We start from the raw sequence: 17,290 nt of genomic DNA, 5'->3' as shown, positions 1-17,290 counted from the left end.
GAAAAATGGTTTTTAGTTCCGTAATTTTCTTGTTTCTGTTTTTGCCCATCGTGCTGGGATGCTATTATCTTTTGCCCGGGCGGGAAGCAAAAAATCTCTGGCTCGTCGCAGCCAGTCTGCTGTTCTATGCCTTCAGCGGGCTGTGGTATGTTCTGCTGCTGTTGTTCTCTGTGTTCTGCAATTATCTGGCCGGTCTGTTCGTCTCCGGGCGAAAGAGCGTGCTCTATGCCGCTGTGGCCGTTAATCTGGGAATCTTGGGTATTTTCAAGTATCTGACTTTTCTGGTACAGACAGTAGACCGGCTGCCGGGCGTGACGATCCCGGTGCCTTCCATCGTTCTGCCGGTGGGTATCTTGTTCTTCACCTTTCAAGGGCTGAGTTATGTGATCGATGTATACCGGAATGAACGCCTGAAGAGCACTCATTTCCGGGATGTACTGCTGTACATTGCTCTGTTTCCACAGTTGGTGGCAGGACCGATCATCCGCTATGAGGACGTGGCAGATGAGATACATAGCCGCCGAAATACGCTGGAGCAGCTGGCAAAAGGCCTGCGCCGGTTTATTGTGGGCCTGAGCAAGAAGCTGCTGATCGCCGATATCTGCGGCAATGTTGTAGCACTGATCTACAACGCCGACCGCTCTGTGCTGGACAGCCGGACGGCTTGGCTGGCCGCGGTGTGCTATCTGATGCAGATCTATTTCGACTTCAGCGGATACAGCGATATGGCCATCGGCCTGGGCTTGTGCTTTGGGTTCCACTTCAAGGAAAACTTTAACTATCCGTACATCTCGGCCAGTATTCAGGAATTCTGGCGCAGATGGCATATCTCCCTTTCCACCTGGTTCCGGGAATACCTGTATATCCCATTGGGCGGCAACCGGAAGGGCAAGGCAAAGACTTACTGGAACAAGCTGATCGTGTTTTTCTGCACGGGGCTGTGGCATGGTGCAAACTGGACCTTTATCGTCTGGGGCCTATGGCATGGCTTCTTTATCGTGGCAGAGGACGCCGTTAAAAAGCTGTTCGGACTGGAAAAACATGGCAAAGGCGGGCGGAACCCTGCGTGTGCGGTGCTGAAACATTTGTACACCCTGCTTGTGGTGCTGGTTGGCTTTGTGATCTTCCGTGCAGACAACATGGGGCAGGCCTTCTCAATGATAGGAGCCATGTTTTCCGGGGGCTCTGCCTCTGCGCAGACAGGGCTGCTGCTGGCGCAGTGTCTGACCCCGCTGACCCTGTTTGCACTGGCGGTTGGCCTTGTGGGCAGTACGCCGGTTTTGCCGCTGGTCTGCCGTAAAGCAGAGCAGCAGACCGGAAGCGTGTATGCATGCCTTCAGGCACTGAGTTATGCAGGGGCGCTGGCGCTTTTGCTGGTGGATATCCTGCATCTGTCGGCTGCATCCTATGTGCCTTTTATCTATTTCCAGTTCTGAGGTGGAAAAATGCAAGTGAAAAAATTAGGATATATCCTGTTTGTGGGGGTCATTGCCACAATTTGCATTTTGCCTGTGGCTGTGATGCCTTGGCAGACGGAAAAAGCGGTGGGCAATGAGCAGCTTGCATCCTTTCCTGAATTACGGAAAGAGGATGGCAGCTTCAATACCGGTATCCTGAATGAGTTTTCGGATTATTTTGCGGATCATTTCGGGCTCCGTCATGAGATGATCACCTTGAACGATCAGCTTACCGGAACCGTGCTCAAAACGCTGGACAGCAGCAGTGTGCTGTTGGGAAAAGACGATTGGCTGTTCTATAAAAGCACCCTTGCGGACTATACCGGCGCAGAACCCTTTACAGCCCGGCAGAGTTATGCGGCCGCTCATGTACTGGGTCTGATGCAGGAATACTGCGAAGAGAACGGCATTGGGTTCTGCTTTACCATCGCACCCAATAAAAATTCCCTGTATGGCGGTCAGATGCCGACACGGTATACGGCAGCCTCCGTACGGAACGCCCAACTGCTTCAGCAGCAGATGGAACAGCAGAATGTCCGGTATGTGGATCTGTTCAAAACACTGTCTGACCACGAAGAGCAGCTGTATTACCGTCGGGACAGCCACTGGAATATGCGGGGCGCACAGCTGGCAGCACAGACTTTGCTGAAAGAACTGAAAGGCTCTGAAGCGGAGTTTGATTCCTGCATCAATGGAAAAACATCCCCGCATACCGGCGATCTGTATGAGATGGTGTACCCTGCCGGAAACGAGACGGAACAGGATACGGCATACGACTTTACCTATCAGTATGACGAAAAATTCCACTCGGCAGATGATATCACGATCCACACGGAAAATTCGGCGGCAGACGAAAGCATTTTTGTATACCGCGATTCCTTTGGCATCAATCTGCATCCTTTTCTGGCACAGAGCTACGGCAATGCCTGTTTCTCCCGGAATATGCCCTACCTTTTGACGGCTGTTACAGAAGAGCATCCCGATGTGCTGCTGGTGGAACTGGTGGAACGCAACCTGAACTGGCTGCTGGAACGCGCCCCGGAAATGCCTGCTCCGGAACGCACGGCAGTCCCGGCAGCAGATACCGGTACAAGTGCGAAGGCACAACGGAAGGACAGCCGAATGGAGGAAACTTTCTGCCTGACAGGCGATCTGAGCGGGCAGCGTGTGGATGACGACTCTCCGATCTACATTCTGGCAGAGACCGGAACCTACGAAGCCTCCCCCTGCGGAGAGGGAACACAGCCGTTTACGGCGTATCTTCCGCAGAATGTGCGGGAGCAGCAACTAAAAGCAGCATTTCTGTCGGACGGTGAATGGGTCTTCTGCGCCTTGGCCGACTGACTGAAAGAATAGAAAGAAGGAACAAACAAAATGAATGTAAACTATAAGATGATGGGTGTAGTGCTCTGCGGTGCGATGCTTCTGGCATCGGGATGCGGGGCAAAAGCAGAAACGACCGCTTCCTCGGCTGTGGAATCCGAATCGGTTTCCGTTGTGGCATTGGAGGCTGCTTCGTCGGAGGCTGTGCCGGAAAGCGAGGCTGTCTCGGAGGCAGTTTCTGAAGCTTCTTCTGCGGTAAGCGAGGCGGCATCGGAGAAACCGGCCGAATCCAAGGCAGAGTCGAAGGCCGAATCCAAGGCCGAATCCAAGGCCGAGACTGCGGCAAAATCTAAGCCTGCAAAGCAGGAGACGGCTGCTTCCTCCAAAGAAGAAAAGACGGAGCCTGTGGAAAGCAAGCCCGTTACAGAAACTGCTCCGGCAGAAACTGCCAGCCTGGAAACTGCCCTGAAGTATGTGGGCAAAGACGTTTCCAAGCTGTATGCCGCTATTGGCAAGCCGAACAGTTCGGAGTATGCTTCCAGCTGCATCGGTGATGGCGAGGATGGCCTGCTGTATTACAACGGCTTTACTGTGACGACCTACCGTGAAAACGGTAAAGAGACGGTACAGGACGCCTATTAAACATGAAATTCGGCCTCTGGCATTCCACCGGGGGCTGAATCTTTATATGGGAAGATGAGAATGAAACGCCAGAAGATCAAACGATATCGGTTTAGCGTGACGCAGAATACGCGCAGAAGAAGGGCGGCAACGCCGCTGAAAGCCGTCGGTGTAGTACTGGTGTGCCTGTGTCTGCTCACAGGGGCCGCTTTTGGAGTTTACAATGTGATCCAGAGTAAGACTACGGGGTGGCACGGCGAAGGACTGCATCGCTACTATATCTCGCCGACTACCGGCACCCGTGCGCAGGGGCTGTATGAGATCAACTATAAGCTCTACTATTTTGGCAGCAACAACTTTTTGAAGGTCGGCTGGATTGAAGAGAACGGCTATGTCGGCTATGCCAACGCAGATGGAGAGCTCACCCAGGGCGAAGCGAAGATAGACGGAAAATACTACTATTTCCAACCGGAGACCGGACAGTTGTACACCGGCTGGATCATGCTGGACGGAGTGCAGTACTGCTTTGACGAAACCGGACATCCGCGCACCGGTACTTATCAGGAGGACGGAAAGGTCTGGGAACTGGATAGCGATGGACGGGTCAAAAACCGACTGAACGGTTGGAAAAAAACGGACGGCGTCCTGAAATACTACGACAACAGCGGCGCACCGGCACAGGGCTGGACAGAGATCGATGGAAAGGATTATTTCTTTGTGGACGGTGTCAGTCAGGCCGGCTGGGTTGAAACGGATGCGGGCACGCGCTATTTGGACGGCAACGGAAATCAGATGACCGGGTGGTGTGTGATCGATGGCCAGCCCTATGCTTTTGGGACAAATGGAGAACCGAAGCAGGGATGGGATCATTCCCATGAAAAAAGCTACTATTTTATCAACGGCGTCAGTCAGTCGGGCACATTCGGGGAGGGCGCACTTAGCAGCAACCTGAACGGCAGCGGCAGTGTTCAGCCGGTTGGGGATCAGGCACCGGAGGACGATCTTGCAAAGGATGCAGAGGGCGAACCGCCGGAGGAAGAACTGCTGGAAGCGCAGCCGACACAGACCGAAACAACGGAAGCGGGGCAGACTGCCCCGGCGGCACAACAGCCGACGCAGTCGCCGGAGGGATCGGCGGCAGAGCAGGAGACCGCATTGAAGGCACCGACAGCGCCGGAAACTCCGGCACAGGAACAGCAGGAAGAAGGGACGGAAAATACATGAAAACAACAAGACGTGATTTTCTGTGCCTTTCGGCCATGGCATGCGCATGGCTTCTGACGGGCTGCCAGAACCCCACAGTGGAAGAGCGGGCTGTCAGCTGGCAGCAGCAGGAAGTCAGTGATCCGGTCTCTGAAACCGGACCGATGTGGAATGCAGCACTGGACGACAATGCGGTTCTGCGGGATGGTATCCGCGTTCCCCAGAACTTCGAACTGCCGTTGGAAGGTTCAACAGGCTTTGCAGGGGCGGCTGTGATGCTGCTGTACGAGAGACCGGATGGGGCCAGTACGGTACTGCGCAGACTTGCAGCGGGAGATATGTTTTATATCCGGCAGGAGTCTGGCGCATATTGGCAGGTCTGCCTGCTGGACGGCACCGTGGGCTGGTTGGAAAATGAACTGTGTATGATCAATCTGCCCGATGTTCTGCCTTCCATCGTATACGAAAACCCCAATGCCAAGGCATCGATCTTTAAAACCTGCGGAAAGGATATTGAAGGCATTACGGGACAGAAACTGTATGACGGCCTGTTCTACAACCAGCGCCTTGGGCGGGATGAGTATCTAATGCCTATCAATTACGCTATGGCAAAAAAGGTTGGTGCAGCGCAGAAAAATGCTTTGAAGGAGGGCGATTGCCTGAAGATCATAGAGACATTCCGACCCTATGAGGTGCAGATGCTGGTAAAGGATGCGGTGTACGCCAAGGCAAGGATGGACAAGGAACTGATGACGGCGCTGAACAAGGGCGCGTGGAATATCGGCTGGTTTATTGCAACGTCTCTTTCCAACCATCAGCGCGGTGTGGCAATGGACACGACCCTGCTGCGCATCACTGAGCAGACAGAGCACAGCATGGCGGGGTGTCCCTTTGTACAGGTGACCGGTGAGGAATACGCCATGCCCTCTGCCATGCACGAGCTGAGCAGTGCGGCGGCCTGCTTTACCGGCCCGGTAACTTCTAATTCGGCCACCGCATGGAAGCGGGCCACTGCATCGGCATCCATGACAGACGGTGCGCGGCGGCTGCAGGGGTACTGTACCAATGCAGGCATGACACCGCTGGCCTCGGAGTGGTGGCACTTTAACGATCTGGATGCACAGAATAAGGTGCGCATGACCTCTGGAAACGGAAAATTCTGGCTGGACGGCTGTGTCAGCTGGAAAATGTTTGAAGCATAACTTTGGGGTTGCGCTTTGGAGGAATACAAAATGTAGCAACTGAAAAAAGCAAAAAAGCGGTTACGGCAGCGGATAAGATCGAGTTGGGACGGAAATACCTGACCGAGCTGAACTACACCGAGGCTGTGGCGTCTTTTACGGAAGCTATCGGCCTTGACCCGGAACATATTCCGGCATACATGGGCCGTGCCGAGGTGAATGAACTGACGACTGCCAACGAGACCGCATGGGCAGACGTGAGCGAAGCCGAGAACGGCGCAGTCACCGCCGAAGCCCTGACTGCCGCCGCCCCCACTGCGGAAGAGATCGGTGCGGTATCCCTGAGCAAGCTCTATGTCTACTATGGCAGCCACGAAAACCGCAACCGTGAAGGCGAGGGCGTGTGGCTCGTCCTGAACCCCGGCAAAAAAGACCTGACCGCGTAAAGCCCTGCATCACTCGGAAATTGCGCAGCAGGTCATTCGGATCGAGAATGGGCAAACTCTGTTAGGAGGACTGTATTATGAATACCACATTGCGGCGGGATGCGGATGAGATCATCTGTTCCAGCATTCAGGCGGTTCTGCCGGATAAAGCCGTGTGCCGCGCGCTGGAGGACTTTCAGCCCGGAGGCGGCAGAGTGCTGCTGGTGGCGGCAGGCAAGGCCGCTTGGCAGATGGCATACGCCGCCGTGCAGACACTGGGGCGCGTGGACGGCGGCGTGGTGGTGACCAAGTACGGCCATGTAAAAGGCAGAATCCCCGGTGTAAATTGTTATGAGGCAGGTCATCCCGTACCGGATGCCAACGGCTTTGCAGCCACCGAAAAAGCTTTGGCGCTGGTACAGGGGCTGACCGCAGAGGACACGGTGCTGTTTTTGCTTTCCGGCGGCGGCAGCGCCCTGTTTGAAAAGCCGCTTGTCCCCGGCGGGGAATTGCAGGACATCACCAATCAGCTCCTTGCCAGCGGAGCCGATATCGTGGAGATGAATACCATCCGCAAGCGGCTGTCCGGAGTCAAGGGCGGGCGGTTCGCGCAGCACTGCGTGCCTGCAAGGGTGTTCAGCATCGTGCTCAGCGATATTCTGGGTGACCCGCTGGATATGATCGCCAGTGGCCCGGCGGTGCCGGATTCCTCCACCTGTGCACAAGCGCTTGCCATTGCGGAGAAATACCACCTGAACCTGTCGGAACAGGCGAAGGCGCTGCTGGCACAGGAAACGCCGAAAGCCCTTGACAACGTGACCACTCATATCACCGGCAGCGTCCGAGAGCTGTGCACTGCTGCCGCTAAAGCCTGCCGGGAGCTGGGATATGAGCCCATCCTCCTCACCGACCGGCTCTGTTGCGAAGCCAAGGAGGCAGGCAGCTTTCTGAGTGCCATCGCCCGCACCCATGCGGGGCAGGGGAAAAAGCTGGCCTTTATCGCGGGCGGGGAAACCGTGGTGCACCTGACCGGCAAAGGGCTGGGCGGACGCAATCAGGAACTGGCGCTGGCCGCAGCCCCGGCGCTGGCGGGACAGAACGCCGCAGTGTTCTCCGTGGGCAGTGACGGCACCGACGGCCCCACCGATGCCGCCGGCGGCTATGTGGACGGCGACACCGCCGCAGCACTGGCAGCAGCGGGTCGGAACGTGTTCGACACCCTGCAAAACAACGATGCCTACCACGCCTTGCAGGCGGTGGAGGGGCTTATTATCACAGGCGCTACTGGTACCAACGTCAATGATGTTGCCGTGGTGCTGATCGGGGGAGAAGCGCAGGCAGACGCCTGAAACTCTGTCTGCCCGGCGCACCCATAATGCTTGACCCCGCTTTGTCCGCAGTATCCGGGCAGGCGGGGATTTTTTGTTGGAAGTACTTGACAATTTTTTTATAAAATGATATGATTTTGATATCACAAAGAAACGTTTCCGACCCTGATAAGGAGGGACTTGTTATGGAAGAGAAAATTTTGAATACCCGCAAAAACGGTATGGCTATGTTGCTGCTCACCCTGCTGGGCTATGTGGCATCCATCGCCCTGTTCATTTACAGCATCACTCTGCTGAATGCAGACCGGATGCTTCTGGGCGTGCCGCTGCTGATTTTGTCCATTGCGTATTGGATCGCAGGCATTTTCCTGTTCTGCGGCCTTAAGGTGTTAAAGCCGCAGGAGGCGCTGGTGCTCACCCTGTTTGGTGATTACATCGGCACCCTGAAGGGACAGGGCTTTTACTGGGTGAACCCCTTCTGCACCGCCGTCAACCCTGCCGCCGGTACCCGCCTGAGCCAGAGCGGAGACGTGAACAGCAAGGAGAACAGCGTGGCTGCGCTGTTTGGCAATAACGGCCAGAATGCTCAGATGAGCGTCGAGTCCATGAGCAAAAAGATCTCCCTCAAGATGATGACCCTGAACAACTCCCGCCAGAAAATCAACGATTGTCTGGGTAATCCGGTGGAGATCGGCATTGCAGTCATCTGGCGCGTGACCGATACCGCCAAGGCTGTGTTCAACGTGGATAACTATAAGGAATACCTCTCCCTGCAGTGCGACAGCGCCCTGCGCAACGTGGTGCGGGTGTACCCCTATGATGTTTCTCCCAACGTGGACACCACCGGCGACGGCGTAGCCGATGAGGGCAGCCTGCGCGGCTCTTCTGAGGTGGTGGCTGCCCGCATCCGAGACGAGATCCAGAAGAACGTGGCAGAGGCAGGTATCGAGGTGGTGGAGGCCCGCATCACCTATCTGGCCTATGCACCGGAAATTGCAGCGGTCATGCTGCAGCGCCAGCAGGCCAGCGCCATCATTGACGCCCGCAAGATGATCGTGGACGGCGCTGTGGGCATGGTGGAAATGGCGCTGGATCGTCTGAACGAGAACAAGGTAGTGGAACTGGACGATGAGCGCAAGGCGGCAATGGTATCCAATCTGCTGGTGGTGCTGTGCGGCAACCGCGATGCCCAGCCCATCGTGAACAGCGGTAGCCTGTACTGATGGCCGAGCCGAAAAAACAGGTGCCCCTGCGCCTGAACGCCAAGCTCTACGATGCCCTTGCCGCTTGGGCAGAGGATGACTTCCGCTCGGTGAACGGGCAGATCGAATATCTGCTTACCGAGTGTGTGCGTCAGCGCAAAAAGAATGGGAAATATGTCTCCGACCAGCTGGATGTCCCGCCGGAGCTGGATCTCCATTGAAGAACCCGTGAAAAAACGTTTGGAGCGCGCCGCAGAGCACGCCAAACGCAAATTATTCACAAGGCCGCTGCACAAGACCGGTGCAGCGGCCTTGTGTTTGTCGGGGAAAAGCCGTGCCTTCCGGCGGGAAGCGGGGACAAATGAGCGCTGATTTGATATATCAATTGAGCGCGCAATGCTCCGGTATTTCGTCGAAAAAGGCGACCGAAGCTGCGGAAATGACTTGAAGAGACAGGAGAAGATGGACAGATATCTGGGCGAAAACGTTTCTTTTTTGGGCTTTTCCGGAAAAAAACTTGCCTAAAAGTTTGCAGCGTGCTAAACTAACAGCGGGGAATTGTTTTGCGTAAGCAGATAGGGGGATGAAGCTATGAAAATACTGGTTGTGGATGACGGTCAGCTTGCGATCAATTCGCTGATCCGCATCCTGTGCCGGGTGGCACCGGACTGTGACTATATCAGTGCCATGACGACTGACGATGCCCTGACGTGGATGCGGCAGGGCCCAATGGATGCTGCCTTTTTGAACCTGGAAATGCCGGGCATGAATGGCCTTGCCCTTGCCCGCATGATCCAGAAATTGCAGCCCCGCTGCAATATCATCGTGGTCACCGAGCACCCGGAGTATGCACTGGAAGCATTGCAGATCTTCGTCAGCGGTTTTCTGCTCAAGCCCGCCAACGAGGCGGACGTGCGCAATGTGCTGGAAAATCTGCGCTACCCGCCGGAAACGGCACCTGTGGGCATCAAGATCCAGTGCTTCGGCAACTTCGAGATCTTTGTGGGCGGACGTCCGCTCTCCTTCAAGCGCAGCAAAAGCAAGGAGCTGCTGGCCTACCTTGTGGACCGCAACGGCGCCACCTGTACCAACGGCGAGATGCTGGCTGTCCTGTGGGAGGATAAGCCCGACACCGCCTCGCTGCACAGCCATCTGCGCAATTTGATCTTTGACCTCAGCCATACGCTGGAGGATGCAGGGGTCAACGGGCTGCTGGTACGCGGCCGCAGCACCTTGGCGCTGGATACCAGCAAGGTGGACTGCGATTATTATAACTTCCTGCGGGGAGACCGCTCGGCTTTCAACGCCTACCGGGGCGAGTATATGACCCAGTATTCCTGGGCAGAGGTTACCCGCTCGGCGCTGCGCCAGCAGGCCGCAGCTACGCCCAAAAGCGGGTCTATTCCAAGCTATTACGTCCCGCCCACGGGCTTTTAAAACTGCATAAAACACCAAAGGCTGCTGCGCAAACGATGCGCAGCAGCCTTTATCATTCTCTTAAAATCGTTCCAGTTCCAGCAGATATTCCTTGATCTCCAGTCCCTCGGCGTAGCCGGTCAGGCTGCCGTCTGCGCCGATGACCCGGTGGCAAGGCACCACGATGCACAGCGGGTTGCGGTGGCAGGCGCTGCCCACGGCGCGGCTTGCCTTGGGTTTGCCCAGCGCCGCCGCCAGCTGGCCGTAGGTGCGCACCTCCCCGTAGGGAATCTTGTGCAGCTGCGCCCATACCGCCTGCTGAAAGGGCGTGCCCTTTGCTGCCAGCGGCAGGTCGAACTCCCGGCGCACCCCGGCAAAATATTCGTTCAGCTGCTCCTCTGCCTCCTGCAGCAGGGGCGTTTCCACCACCCTGCGTGGCAGCGGCTCCAGCTCCGGCGCACCGTCCGGGCAAAAATGTACCCCGCACAGCGCGTCGTTCTCCTCCTCCAGACAGATGGCACCAAGGATGCTGTTGATGTACCAGACGTTCAAAACCGGCCTCTTCCTTTCCTGTAAGAATGTGCTATACTGGTATTATCTTAACACAAAAGCTTCCATGAGGAAAGGGGCGTTTCAACTATGGTCAAGGCACTGGAAGACATCATTGCAAAAAGCAGCAGCATCGTCTTTTTTGGCGGCGCGGGCGTTTCTACGGAGAGCGGCATCCCGGATTTCCGCAGCGTGGACGGGCTGTACCACCAGAAATACGACTACCCGCCCGAAACCATCCTCAGCCATACCTTCTGGGAGAAAAAACCGGAGGAATTTTACCGTTTTTACCGCGACAAGCTGATCGTAAAGGGTGCAAAGCCCAACGCCGCCCATCTGCGGCTGGCAAAGCTGGAGCAGCAGGGCAAGCTGCGGGCAGTGGTCACCCAGAACATTGACGGCCTGCATCAGGCGGCGGGCAGCAAAACCGTGTACGAGCTGCACGGCAGCACCCTGCGCAACTACTGCACCCGCTGCGGAAAGTTCTACGATGTGGATTTCATCGCAAACAGCACCGGTGTGCCCCGCTGCACCGAGTGCGGCGGCATCGTAAAGCCGGACGTGGTGCTTTACGAAGAGGGCTTGGACGAGGAGGTGCTGTCCGGCGCGGTGGATGCCATCCGCCATGCCGATACCCTTATCATCGGCGGCACCAGTCTGGTGGTGTACCCCGCCGCCGGGCTCATCCGGTATTTCCGGGGCGATAATTTGGTGGTCATCAACATGCAGCCCACCGGAGCGGATGCCTCTGCCGACCTGTGCATCGCAAAGCCCATCGGGCAGGTGCTGAGCGAGGACATCTCGCTGGACTGATTTTTGCACTGTAAGGCGCGCTGTTTCGCGCCGGTTCGCACGCAGTTTTCCGTATGCTGATGGAAAGAACGACAGAACGGAGGAACTGCAAATGATCCAGGTATGCGACCCGCCGCGTCAGCGGCAGGTACGGCGGCTTTCCGCCGAGGAATTTTTTACATTGGTGCGCTGCGGCGGGGCGGGGTTTTACCGTCCCCGCTCCGAGGTGCTGCGGATGCTGACCGCAGGCGAGGCGTGGGGCACAGCCGGGGCAGCGCTGCTGGTGCTACCCCTTACCGCCGATACCGCCGCCGCAGCGGCACTGCGCAACTGGCTGGGACGTCGGCAGCTGGAGGGCGGCTGCCTGCTCACCCCGCCGGTAAATACCGGCGAGGAGCTGCCCGCCCGGCTGGTGGAAATTGCCGCAGCCCGGGCAGACCGGCTGCGCCGCAAGGGCACGGCATGGGCGGTGGTAGAGTGCACCGAAACGGCGGCAGCGCTGTTGCCGCTGTATTTTCGGCAGGGCTTCGGACTGCGGGCGCTGCGCCCGTTGGAAAGTCTTGCGCCCTGCTTTTTGCTGCGCACCGGCTGCGTGCCCGCCCGCACCGCGCCGGTGTGGGTGCCGCTGGAGGACAGGGTACAGCTGGCGCTGCTGCTGGCAAAGGGCTATGCTGCACTGGACAGCCGCCCCTACGGCGGCAGTCTTGCACTGGCGCTCTATCCGCTGAAAGAAACGGAATAACGTAAACCAGAGAGGGAATGGGAAATTATGAAGGCAGTGATTCTGGAAAGCTATGTGATGGAAGAAGGGGACTTGGACTGGTCCGGGGTAAAGGCACTGGTGCCGGACACCACCAGCTATGTGCGCACCGACTACGCCGACATCGCGCCCCGCATCGGGGATGCAGAACTGGTGCTCATCAACAAGTGCCGCATTGACGAGGCAATATTGGCGCAGTGCCCGAACCTCAAGTGGGTGGGCATCATCGCCACCGGTACGGATAATATCGACCTTGAAGCCTGCCGCCGCCATGGGGTGGCAGTGGCCAACGTGCCAGGGTACTCTACTTATAGCGTGGCCCAGATGACTTTTAGCCTGCTGCTGGCCATCTGCCAGTGCGCCCAGCGGTACGACCGGGCAGTAAAGGCCGGATACTGGCAGCTGGGCATCCCGGCAGAGTACGGTCTGCTGCCGCAGGTGGAGCTGCTGGGCAAGACCTTTGGCATCTACGGCTACGGCAGCATCGGCCGCCAGACCGCCCGCATTGCAAGGGCCTTTGGCATGGAGGTTCTGGTGTGCACCCGCACGGTGCGCCCGGAGTACGCCGCCGATGGGGTGGAGTTCGTGGACTTTGACACCCTGCTTGCCCGCAGCGATGTGCTCAGCCTGCACTGCCCGGCCACCCCGGAAACCCGCGGGCTGGTCAGCCGGGAAGCCCTTGCAAAAATGAAGCCCGGCGCTATTTTGCTGAACACTGCCCGGGGCGCACTGGTGGACGAGGAGGCCGTAGCCGATGCGCTGGAAAGCGGCAAGCTTGCCTTTTACGGTGCAGATGCTTTTGCCACCGAGCCGCTGCCGCCCCAAAGCCGGTTGCGCAGTCTGCCGGGCGCGGTGCTCACCCCGCATATCGCATGGACCACCAAGGAAGCATTGCAGCGGCTGATGGATATCACCACCGGCAACCTGCGCAGCTTTCTGGCCGGGAAAGGCGAGAATATCGTCAACCCTTGATTTTGGCAGGGCACTGTACTATACTGTTCCATGATTTCAGGCTCTCCCGGCAAAGGAACTGCCGTAAAAATAACGTATGCACAAGAGCATCCGGCAGCTTTGCCGCTGCTCTGAGGGAGGTAAAAATGAGTTACGCCATCGTATTCAGCAGCAAAACCGGCAACACCGCACTGCTGGCACAGACCCTGCAGGAGCAGCTGCCGCAGGCAGACTGCTGCTATTTCGGCGCACCGGACGCTGCCGCGCTGGCAGCAGACACCCTGTATGTGGGTTTCTGGACAGACAAGGGCAAGGCGGACGCCGACACGCTGGATTTCTTGCAGCAGCTGCACGGCAAGCGGGTGTTCCTGTTTGGCACCGCAGGCTTTGGCGGCAGTGCGCCCTACTTCGAAAAGATTCTTGCCGCCACCCGGAAGGCGCTGGACGGCAGCAACACCGTCATTGGCAGCTTTATGTGTCAGGGCAAAATGCCGGTGTCCGTCCGGCAGCGGTACGAGGCCATGAAGGCAAAGCCTTTGCACATCCCCAATCTGGATGCCCTGATCGAAAACTTCGATAAGGCGCTCTCCCACCCGGATGCCGCAGATCTGGAACAGCTGAAGCAGGCCGTAAAGTGAGTGAAAAAGAGCGACCGCACATTGTTTTGTGCGGTCGCTCTTTCTGTATAAGCTATATAGGACAAACGTTAGTCAATGGTGGTTTTGGTGCGCCCGATGCCGATGACGGCGGTGGAGATCTTTTTCCAGCTGTCGCAGCCGCACACGCCGTCCACCCGCAGGCTGGTGCGCTTCTGGTAGCCGCGCAGAGCCTGCTCGGTGCGGGCACCAAAGATGCCGTCGATACGGCTGCCGGTCTGGTAGCCAAGGGTGGAAAGCGCATCCTGCAAAATCATGACATAGCAGCCCCGGCTGCCCCGGCGCAGGGTGGGGTAACCGGCGGTGGTGCCGCTGCACGCCGGGGTGCCGTAGCGGCGGTCAAAGTGCACCCATGTGGGGGTCTGGCTCAGCGGCTCCACATAGCCCCATGCGCCGGAAGTGCGGGCAGCGTTGTAAATGGCGGTGCGCTGGCGCTGGTCAAGGCTTTGCCCCACATCGAACGCTACCCCCGCGTAGTGCTGGCTGCGGGTGCCGTGGCCACCCTCCCAGATGCGGCGGAAAGCGTACCCTACCGGGATGCCCCTGCCGTATTTGCGGCGGGTCAGGTTCCACGCTTCCATGGCTGCAATGGTGGTCCATAGGGTAGGGCTGGCCGATTTGCCCCGGAACTCCCGCAGCCGCAGGGTGGTCAGGGTGCTGTAAGGCATGGGGTCGTTCTCGTTCAGGTTTGCGTAGGTGTATACCTTGTTTTCGTAGGCGTCATAGATCAAAAGGCGTGCCATCCCTCATTCCTCCTTCTCGCAGCCGCAGGGGTCGGTACACTGGGCTTGCAAGGCGTGCCATGTTTCGCGGTACACGATGCCGTTTACCGGCTGCAGCCCCGCCTGCTGCTGGACAGCCCGCACGGCAGCGGCGTCTGACGCGCCAAAGCGGTTGTTATCGGCCACATAGCCCTCGCCGCAGGAAAGCTGTGCCCGGCGGTTGATCCAGCGCTCCACCTGTCCTACCTCCTGCCCGGCGCTGCCCTCGGCGATGGCGCGCCCCGGGTAGGCGGTGCCGGATGGTGTGTCTCTATCGGGGTTCGGGGCATGGGCGGCCAGCTGCAAACTCAGCGCTTCCACCGCCGTCCATGTGTCGGCATCGGCAATGCCGGTCTGCTCCAGCCCTAATAGCTGCTGGGCGCTGCGGGTGGCTGTGGCAGTTTCGTCGGTATAACGGTCGGCAAGGGGCGGGGCTTCCACACTGGAAAAATAATAGGCGATGCGCAGCAAAAGCAGATTGTAGTACAGCACCGCCTTGCCGCTGCTGCCCACCGTCAGCGGGGTGCCGGGGTAGGGCAGACGCTTTAAGGTGACCACCGGGCCGGAAGAGCGCAGCTGGCTGGCGCGGCCATAAAGGGAGTTCCATGTGGTGCGCCCCACTACGCCGTCCACGGTAAGCCCTGCAAACCGCTGGTACGCCCGCACCGCCCGCTCGGTATCTGCGCCGAACTTGCCGTCAATGCTTACCGGCGGGATACTGCTTTCGTAGGCACTCATGAGGTAGAGGTAAAACTGAAGTTCCCGCACCGGCGTGCCGGTGGAGCCGCTGCGCAGCACGCCCGGGTACTCGCCGGGGCGCAGGGAAGAGGAGAGCAGCCGGTTGGCGATATCGTTGTACACCTCGTACAGCTTTTGCCATGTGGTGCGCCCCACCACGCCGTCTGCTGTCAGCCCGAAGTACCGCTGAAAACGCCGAACAGCTGCCGCCGTGCCCGCGCCGAATTTTCCGTCCACAGTCACGCTTTCAAGGCTCGTGTACACGGTGCGGGCAATCTTCAGCCAGAACTGCACCAGCCTCACATTCTGCCCGGAGGAACCCTCCCGCAGCGGCGTGCCGGGGTAGGCGTTGGGGGTGCCATTGTCGGACTGGATGCTCAAAAACTCGTCGTACAGTTCTTTCCAAGTGGTCTGGCCCACTATGCCGTCCACTGTAAGGCCGTATTTGCGTTGGAAGGCGCGTACCGCATTGGCGGTGGCGGTGCCGAATACGCCGTCCACTTTTACGGATGGAATGGCGCTGTCGTACTGCGCCAGCGTGTTCAGCCAGAACTGTACCTGCTCCACCGCGCTGCCGGAAGCACCGGTGCTCAGCACCGTGCCGTTCCATGTGCCGTTGGACAGGGTGCCGGTGGAAGTCTCGCCCTCGCTGGTCAGCTCGGCGAGGTCCTTTACCGATACATAGATGTAGCTGATCTTGTACCATGTCTGCCGCCCCACCACGCCGTCGGCGGTCAGATTGAACTGCTTCTGGAACGCCCGCACCGTGGCGGCCATCCGGCTGCCGAATACGCCGTCTACCGTCAGTTTGCCAAGGAAGGGATAGTCCTTGGTGATGCGGTTCAGCTGCCTTTGCAGGGTGAAAACCGCCGTGCCGCGGCTGCCCTGCCGCAGCGGCGTGCCGGGGTAGCTTTGCGGGATAGAGCGGATATTTTTGGTGCGCACGATCTCGATGCTGCTGCCGTAGTAGTAGCGTAAGATCTGCAAGGCGCTGCGCCCGTTGTTGGCCAGCGTTACCGTGCCCCACTGCTTGAGCCCGGGGCAGGTGACCGACTTGCCATCGCAGTACTCGGAATAATAGGGGTTCACCGTGCCGCTTTTGCGCAGATAGGTGTTGAAGATGTCGTCCGTGATGCGCACCATCACCTCAAACACCGTGCGTCCGTGGACGTAGTACTGGTCGTAGCTGGTGGAGTTGGTGATGTTGAAGGTGTAGCCCTTGCTGGGGTACCACTCGGTATAGATGCGGTTCAGCGCCAACGAGATCTGGCAGTGGATATTCGCCCGCAGTGCCTGCTCCGGCCATGTGGGATACACCTCGCTGGAGGCTACGTTGGCAATATAATCCCGGAAGGAGACTGTCACGTTGCGGGCGGCAGCTGCCGGTTTGCCCAGATGCACCGTGATATTTTTGGGGATGATGACCTGATCCAGCACCCGGGGCGTGCAGTGCAGCGCCGGCTGCGGGCCGCTGCCGCCGCTGCCGGCAAACAGGGCGTGCGGCGGGATGACGATGGGTGCGTTCGGGATGTCCCGGCCCTCCTCGGTGTCGGGCAGCATCTGGAGCTGCGCCAGCGTTACCTGCCCGGCAAAGATCTGGATGCCCTCAATGCGCACGGTGCGGTAGCCGGGCTTTGCGGCGGTCAGGCTGACAATGGCATAGGGGCGGGTGGTGTTGTCCTCGTCCAGCGACAGGGCGCAGGCGGGGGCTTCAACGGGAATGTCGGCGGCGCTGCCGGTGGCATCAGTGATGCAGTGCAGGGTAAAGCCGTCCCCCTGCACCGCAACGGTCACCCCCTCCACGGGGGCAGACTGGCGTGCCGCAAAGGTCTGGATGCGGAGAGTTCCGGTGTTTTTCATGGAGATACGCTCCTTTGCTGGTAAAAGTATGCTTCTGCCCCAGCGTATTCCGTCCGGTGCCCGGGCG

At 58.4% G+C, this 17,290-nt stretch carries 17 protein-coding genes; 14 read left to right on the top strand and 3 right to left on the bottom strand.

The window, feature by feature from the left end; all coding sequences use genetic code 11:
* The first annotated feature begins 5 nt into the window (after positions 1 to 5).
* The 10 genes from MTP43_RS09335 (at position 6) to MTP43_RS09290 (ending at position 10,177) form a co-directional block, all read left to right on the top strand.
* Entirely contained in the window at positions 6 to 1,436 is a 1,431-nt protein-coding gene (locus tag MTP43_RS09335; RefSeq protein WP_015537782.1) for an MBOAT family O-acyltransferase, read from the top strand.
* Between the two features lie 15 nt (positions 1,437 to 1,451).
* A complete protein-coding gene (locus tag MTP43_RS09330; protein WP_173016277.1) occupies positions 1,452 to 2,801 on the top strand; it encodes an alginate O-acetyltransferase AlgX-related protein in 1,350 nt (449 codons plus the stop codon).
* A gap of 30 nt (positions 2,802 to 2,831) precedes the next feature.
* Positions 2,832 to 3,422 (top strand): hypothetical protein, encoded by a 591-nt coding sequence (locus MTP43_RS09325; RefSeq protein ID WP_015537783.1) that lies wholly within the window; start codon positions 2,832 to 2,834, stop codon positions 3,420 to 3,422.
* A 204-nt stretch (positions 3,423 to 3,626) separates the two neighbouring features.
* Positions 3,627 to 4,625, top strand: a complete 999-nt coding sequence (locus MTP43_RS09320; protein ID WP_117529510.1) for an N-acetylmuramoyl-L-alanine amidase family protein — start codon at positions 3,627 to 3,629, stop codon at positions 4,623 to 4,625.
* A complete protein-coding gene (locus tag MTP43_RS09315; protein WP_117527400.1) occupies positions 4,622 to 5,806 on the top strand; it encodes a M15 family metallopeptidase in 1,185 nt (394 codons plus the stop codon). The genes MTP43_RS09320 and MTP43_RS09315 overlap by 4 nt, the downstream gene beginning before the upstream one ends.
* Positions 5,807 to 5,889: 83 nt before the next feature.
* Positions 5,890 to 6,231: a hypothetical protein gene (locus tag MTP43_RS09310; RefSeq protein ID WP_117527402.1), complete on the top strand. Its 342-nt coding sequence runs from the start codon at positions 5,890 to 5,892 to the stop codon at positions 6,229 to 6,231.
* A 77-nt stretch (positions 6,232 to 6,308) separates the two neighbouring features.
* A complete protein-coding gene (locus tag MTP43_RS09305) occupies positions 6,309 to 7,559 on the top strand; it encodes a glycerate kinase type-2 family protein (RefSeq protein ID WP_005922060.1) in 1,251 nt (416 codons plus the stop codon).
* A gap of 164 nt (positions 7,560 to 7,723) precedes the next feature.
* Positions 7,724 to 8,761, top strand: coding sequence for an SPFH domain-containing protein (locus MTP43_RS09300; RefSeq protein ID WP_015537786.1), 1,038 nt, complete (start codon positions 7,724 to 7,726; stop codon positions 8,759 to 8,761).
* Positions 8,761 to 8,961: a hypothetical protein gene (locus MTP43_RS09295; protein ID WP_015537787.1), complete on the top strand. Its 201-nt coding sequence runs from the start codon at positions 8,761 to 8,763 to the stop codon at positions 8,959 to 8,961. The genes MTP43_RS09300 and MTP43_RS09295 overlap by 1 nt, the downstream gene beginning before the upstream one ends.
* Positions 8,962 to 9,331: 370 nt before the next feature.
* Entirely contained in the window at positions 9,332 to 10,177 is an 846-nt protein-coding gene (locus MTP43_RS09290; protein WP_005922055.1) for a response regulator, read from the top strand.
* Between the two features lie 60 nt (positions 10,178 to 10,237).
* Here MTP43_RS09290 and MTP43_RS09285 read toward each other — a convergent pair whose 3' ends face one another.
* Positions 10,238 to 10,708 carry a methylated-DNA--[protein]-cysteine S-methyltransferase gene (locus MTP43_RS09285; protein ID WP_117527406.1) on the bottom strand — a complete coding sequence of 157 codons (471 nt, stop codon included), beginning with the start codon at positions 10,706 to 10,708 and terminating at the stop codon, positions 10,238 to 10,240.
* Positions 10,709 to 10,795: 87 nt separating this feature from the next.
* Here MTP43_RS09285 and MTP43_RS09280 point away from each other — a divergent pair, with 87 nt between their 5' ends.
* From MTP43_RS09280 to bilS, 4 genes are all read left to right on the top strand, one after another.
* Positions 10,796 to 11,518: an NAD-dependent protein deacylase gene (locus tag MTP43_RS09280; protein ID WP_117527408.1), complete on the top strand. Its 723-nt coding sequence runs from the start codon at positions 10,796 to 10,798 to the stop codon at positions 11,516 to 11,518.
* Positions 11,519 to 11,609: 91 nt separating this feature from the next.
* Positions 11,610 to 12,239, top strand: coding sequence for a hypothetical protein (locus tag MTP43_RS09275; protein ID WP_113621191.1), 630 nt, complete (start codon positions 11,610 to 11,612; stop codon positions 12,237 to 12,239).
* Positions 12,240 to 12,266: 27 nt separating this feature from the next.
* Positions 12,267 to 13,229, top strand: a complete 963-nt coding sequence (locus tag MTP43_RS09270) for a D-2-hydroxyacid dehydrogenase (protein WP_015537790.1) — start codon at positions 12,267 to 12,269, stop codon at positions 13,227 to 13,229.
* A 125-nt stretch (positions 13,230 to 13,354) separates the two neighbouring features.
* The gene (gene bilS / locus MTP43_RS09265) at positions 13,355 to 13,846 is read left to right on the top strand and encodes a flavodoxin family protein BilS (RefSeq protein WP_015537791.1); all 492 of its coding nucleotides are present in this window, start codon (positions 13,355 to 13,357) and stop codon (positions 13,844 to 13,846) included.
* A 68-nt stretch (positions 13,847 to 13,914) separates the two neighbouring features.
* Here bilS and MTP43_RS09260 read toward each other — a convergent pair whose 3' ends face one another.
* Positions 13,915 to 14,607, bottom strand: coding sequence for a peptidoglycan-binding domain-containing protein (locus MTP43_RS09260; protein ID WP_015537792.1), 693 nt, complete (start codon positions 14,605 to 14,607; stop codon positions 13,915 to 13,917).
* Positions 14,608 to 14,610: 3 nt separating this feature from the next.
* Complete coding sequence (locus tag MTP43_RS09255) at positions 14,611 to 17,223, bottom strand: peptidoglycan-binding domain-containing protein (RefSeq protein ID WP_249234774.1); 2,613 nt, start codon at positions 17,221 to 17,223, stop codon at positions 14,611 to 14,613.
* Positions 17,224 to 17,290 lie beyond the last annotated feature (67 nt).

It is taken from the genome of Faecalibacterium sp. IP-1-18 (assembly GCF_023347355.1).
Classification (GTDB): domain Bacteria; phylum Bacillota; class Clostridia; order Oscillospirales; family Ruminococcaceae; genus Faecalibacterium; species Faecalibacterium prausnitzii.
Note: the sequence above shows the minus strand (reverse complement) of the source record. Positions and strands in the feature narration are given on the sequence as shown.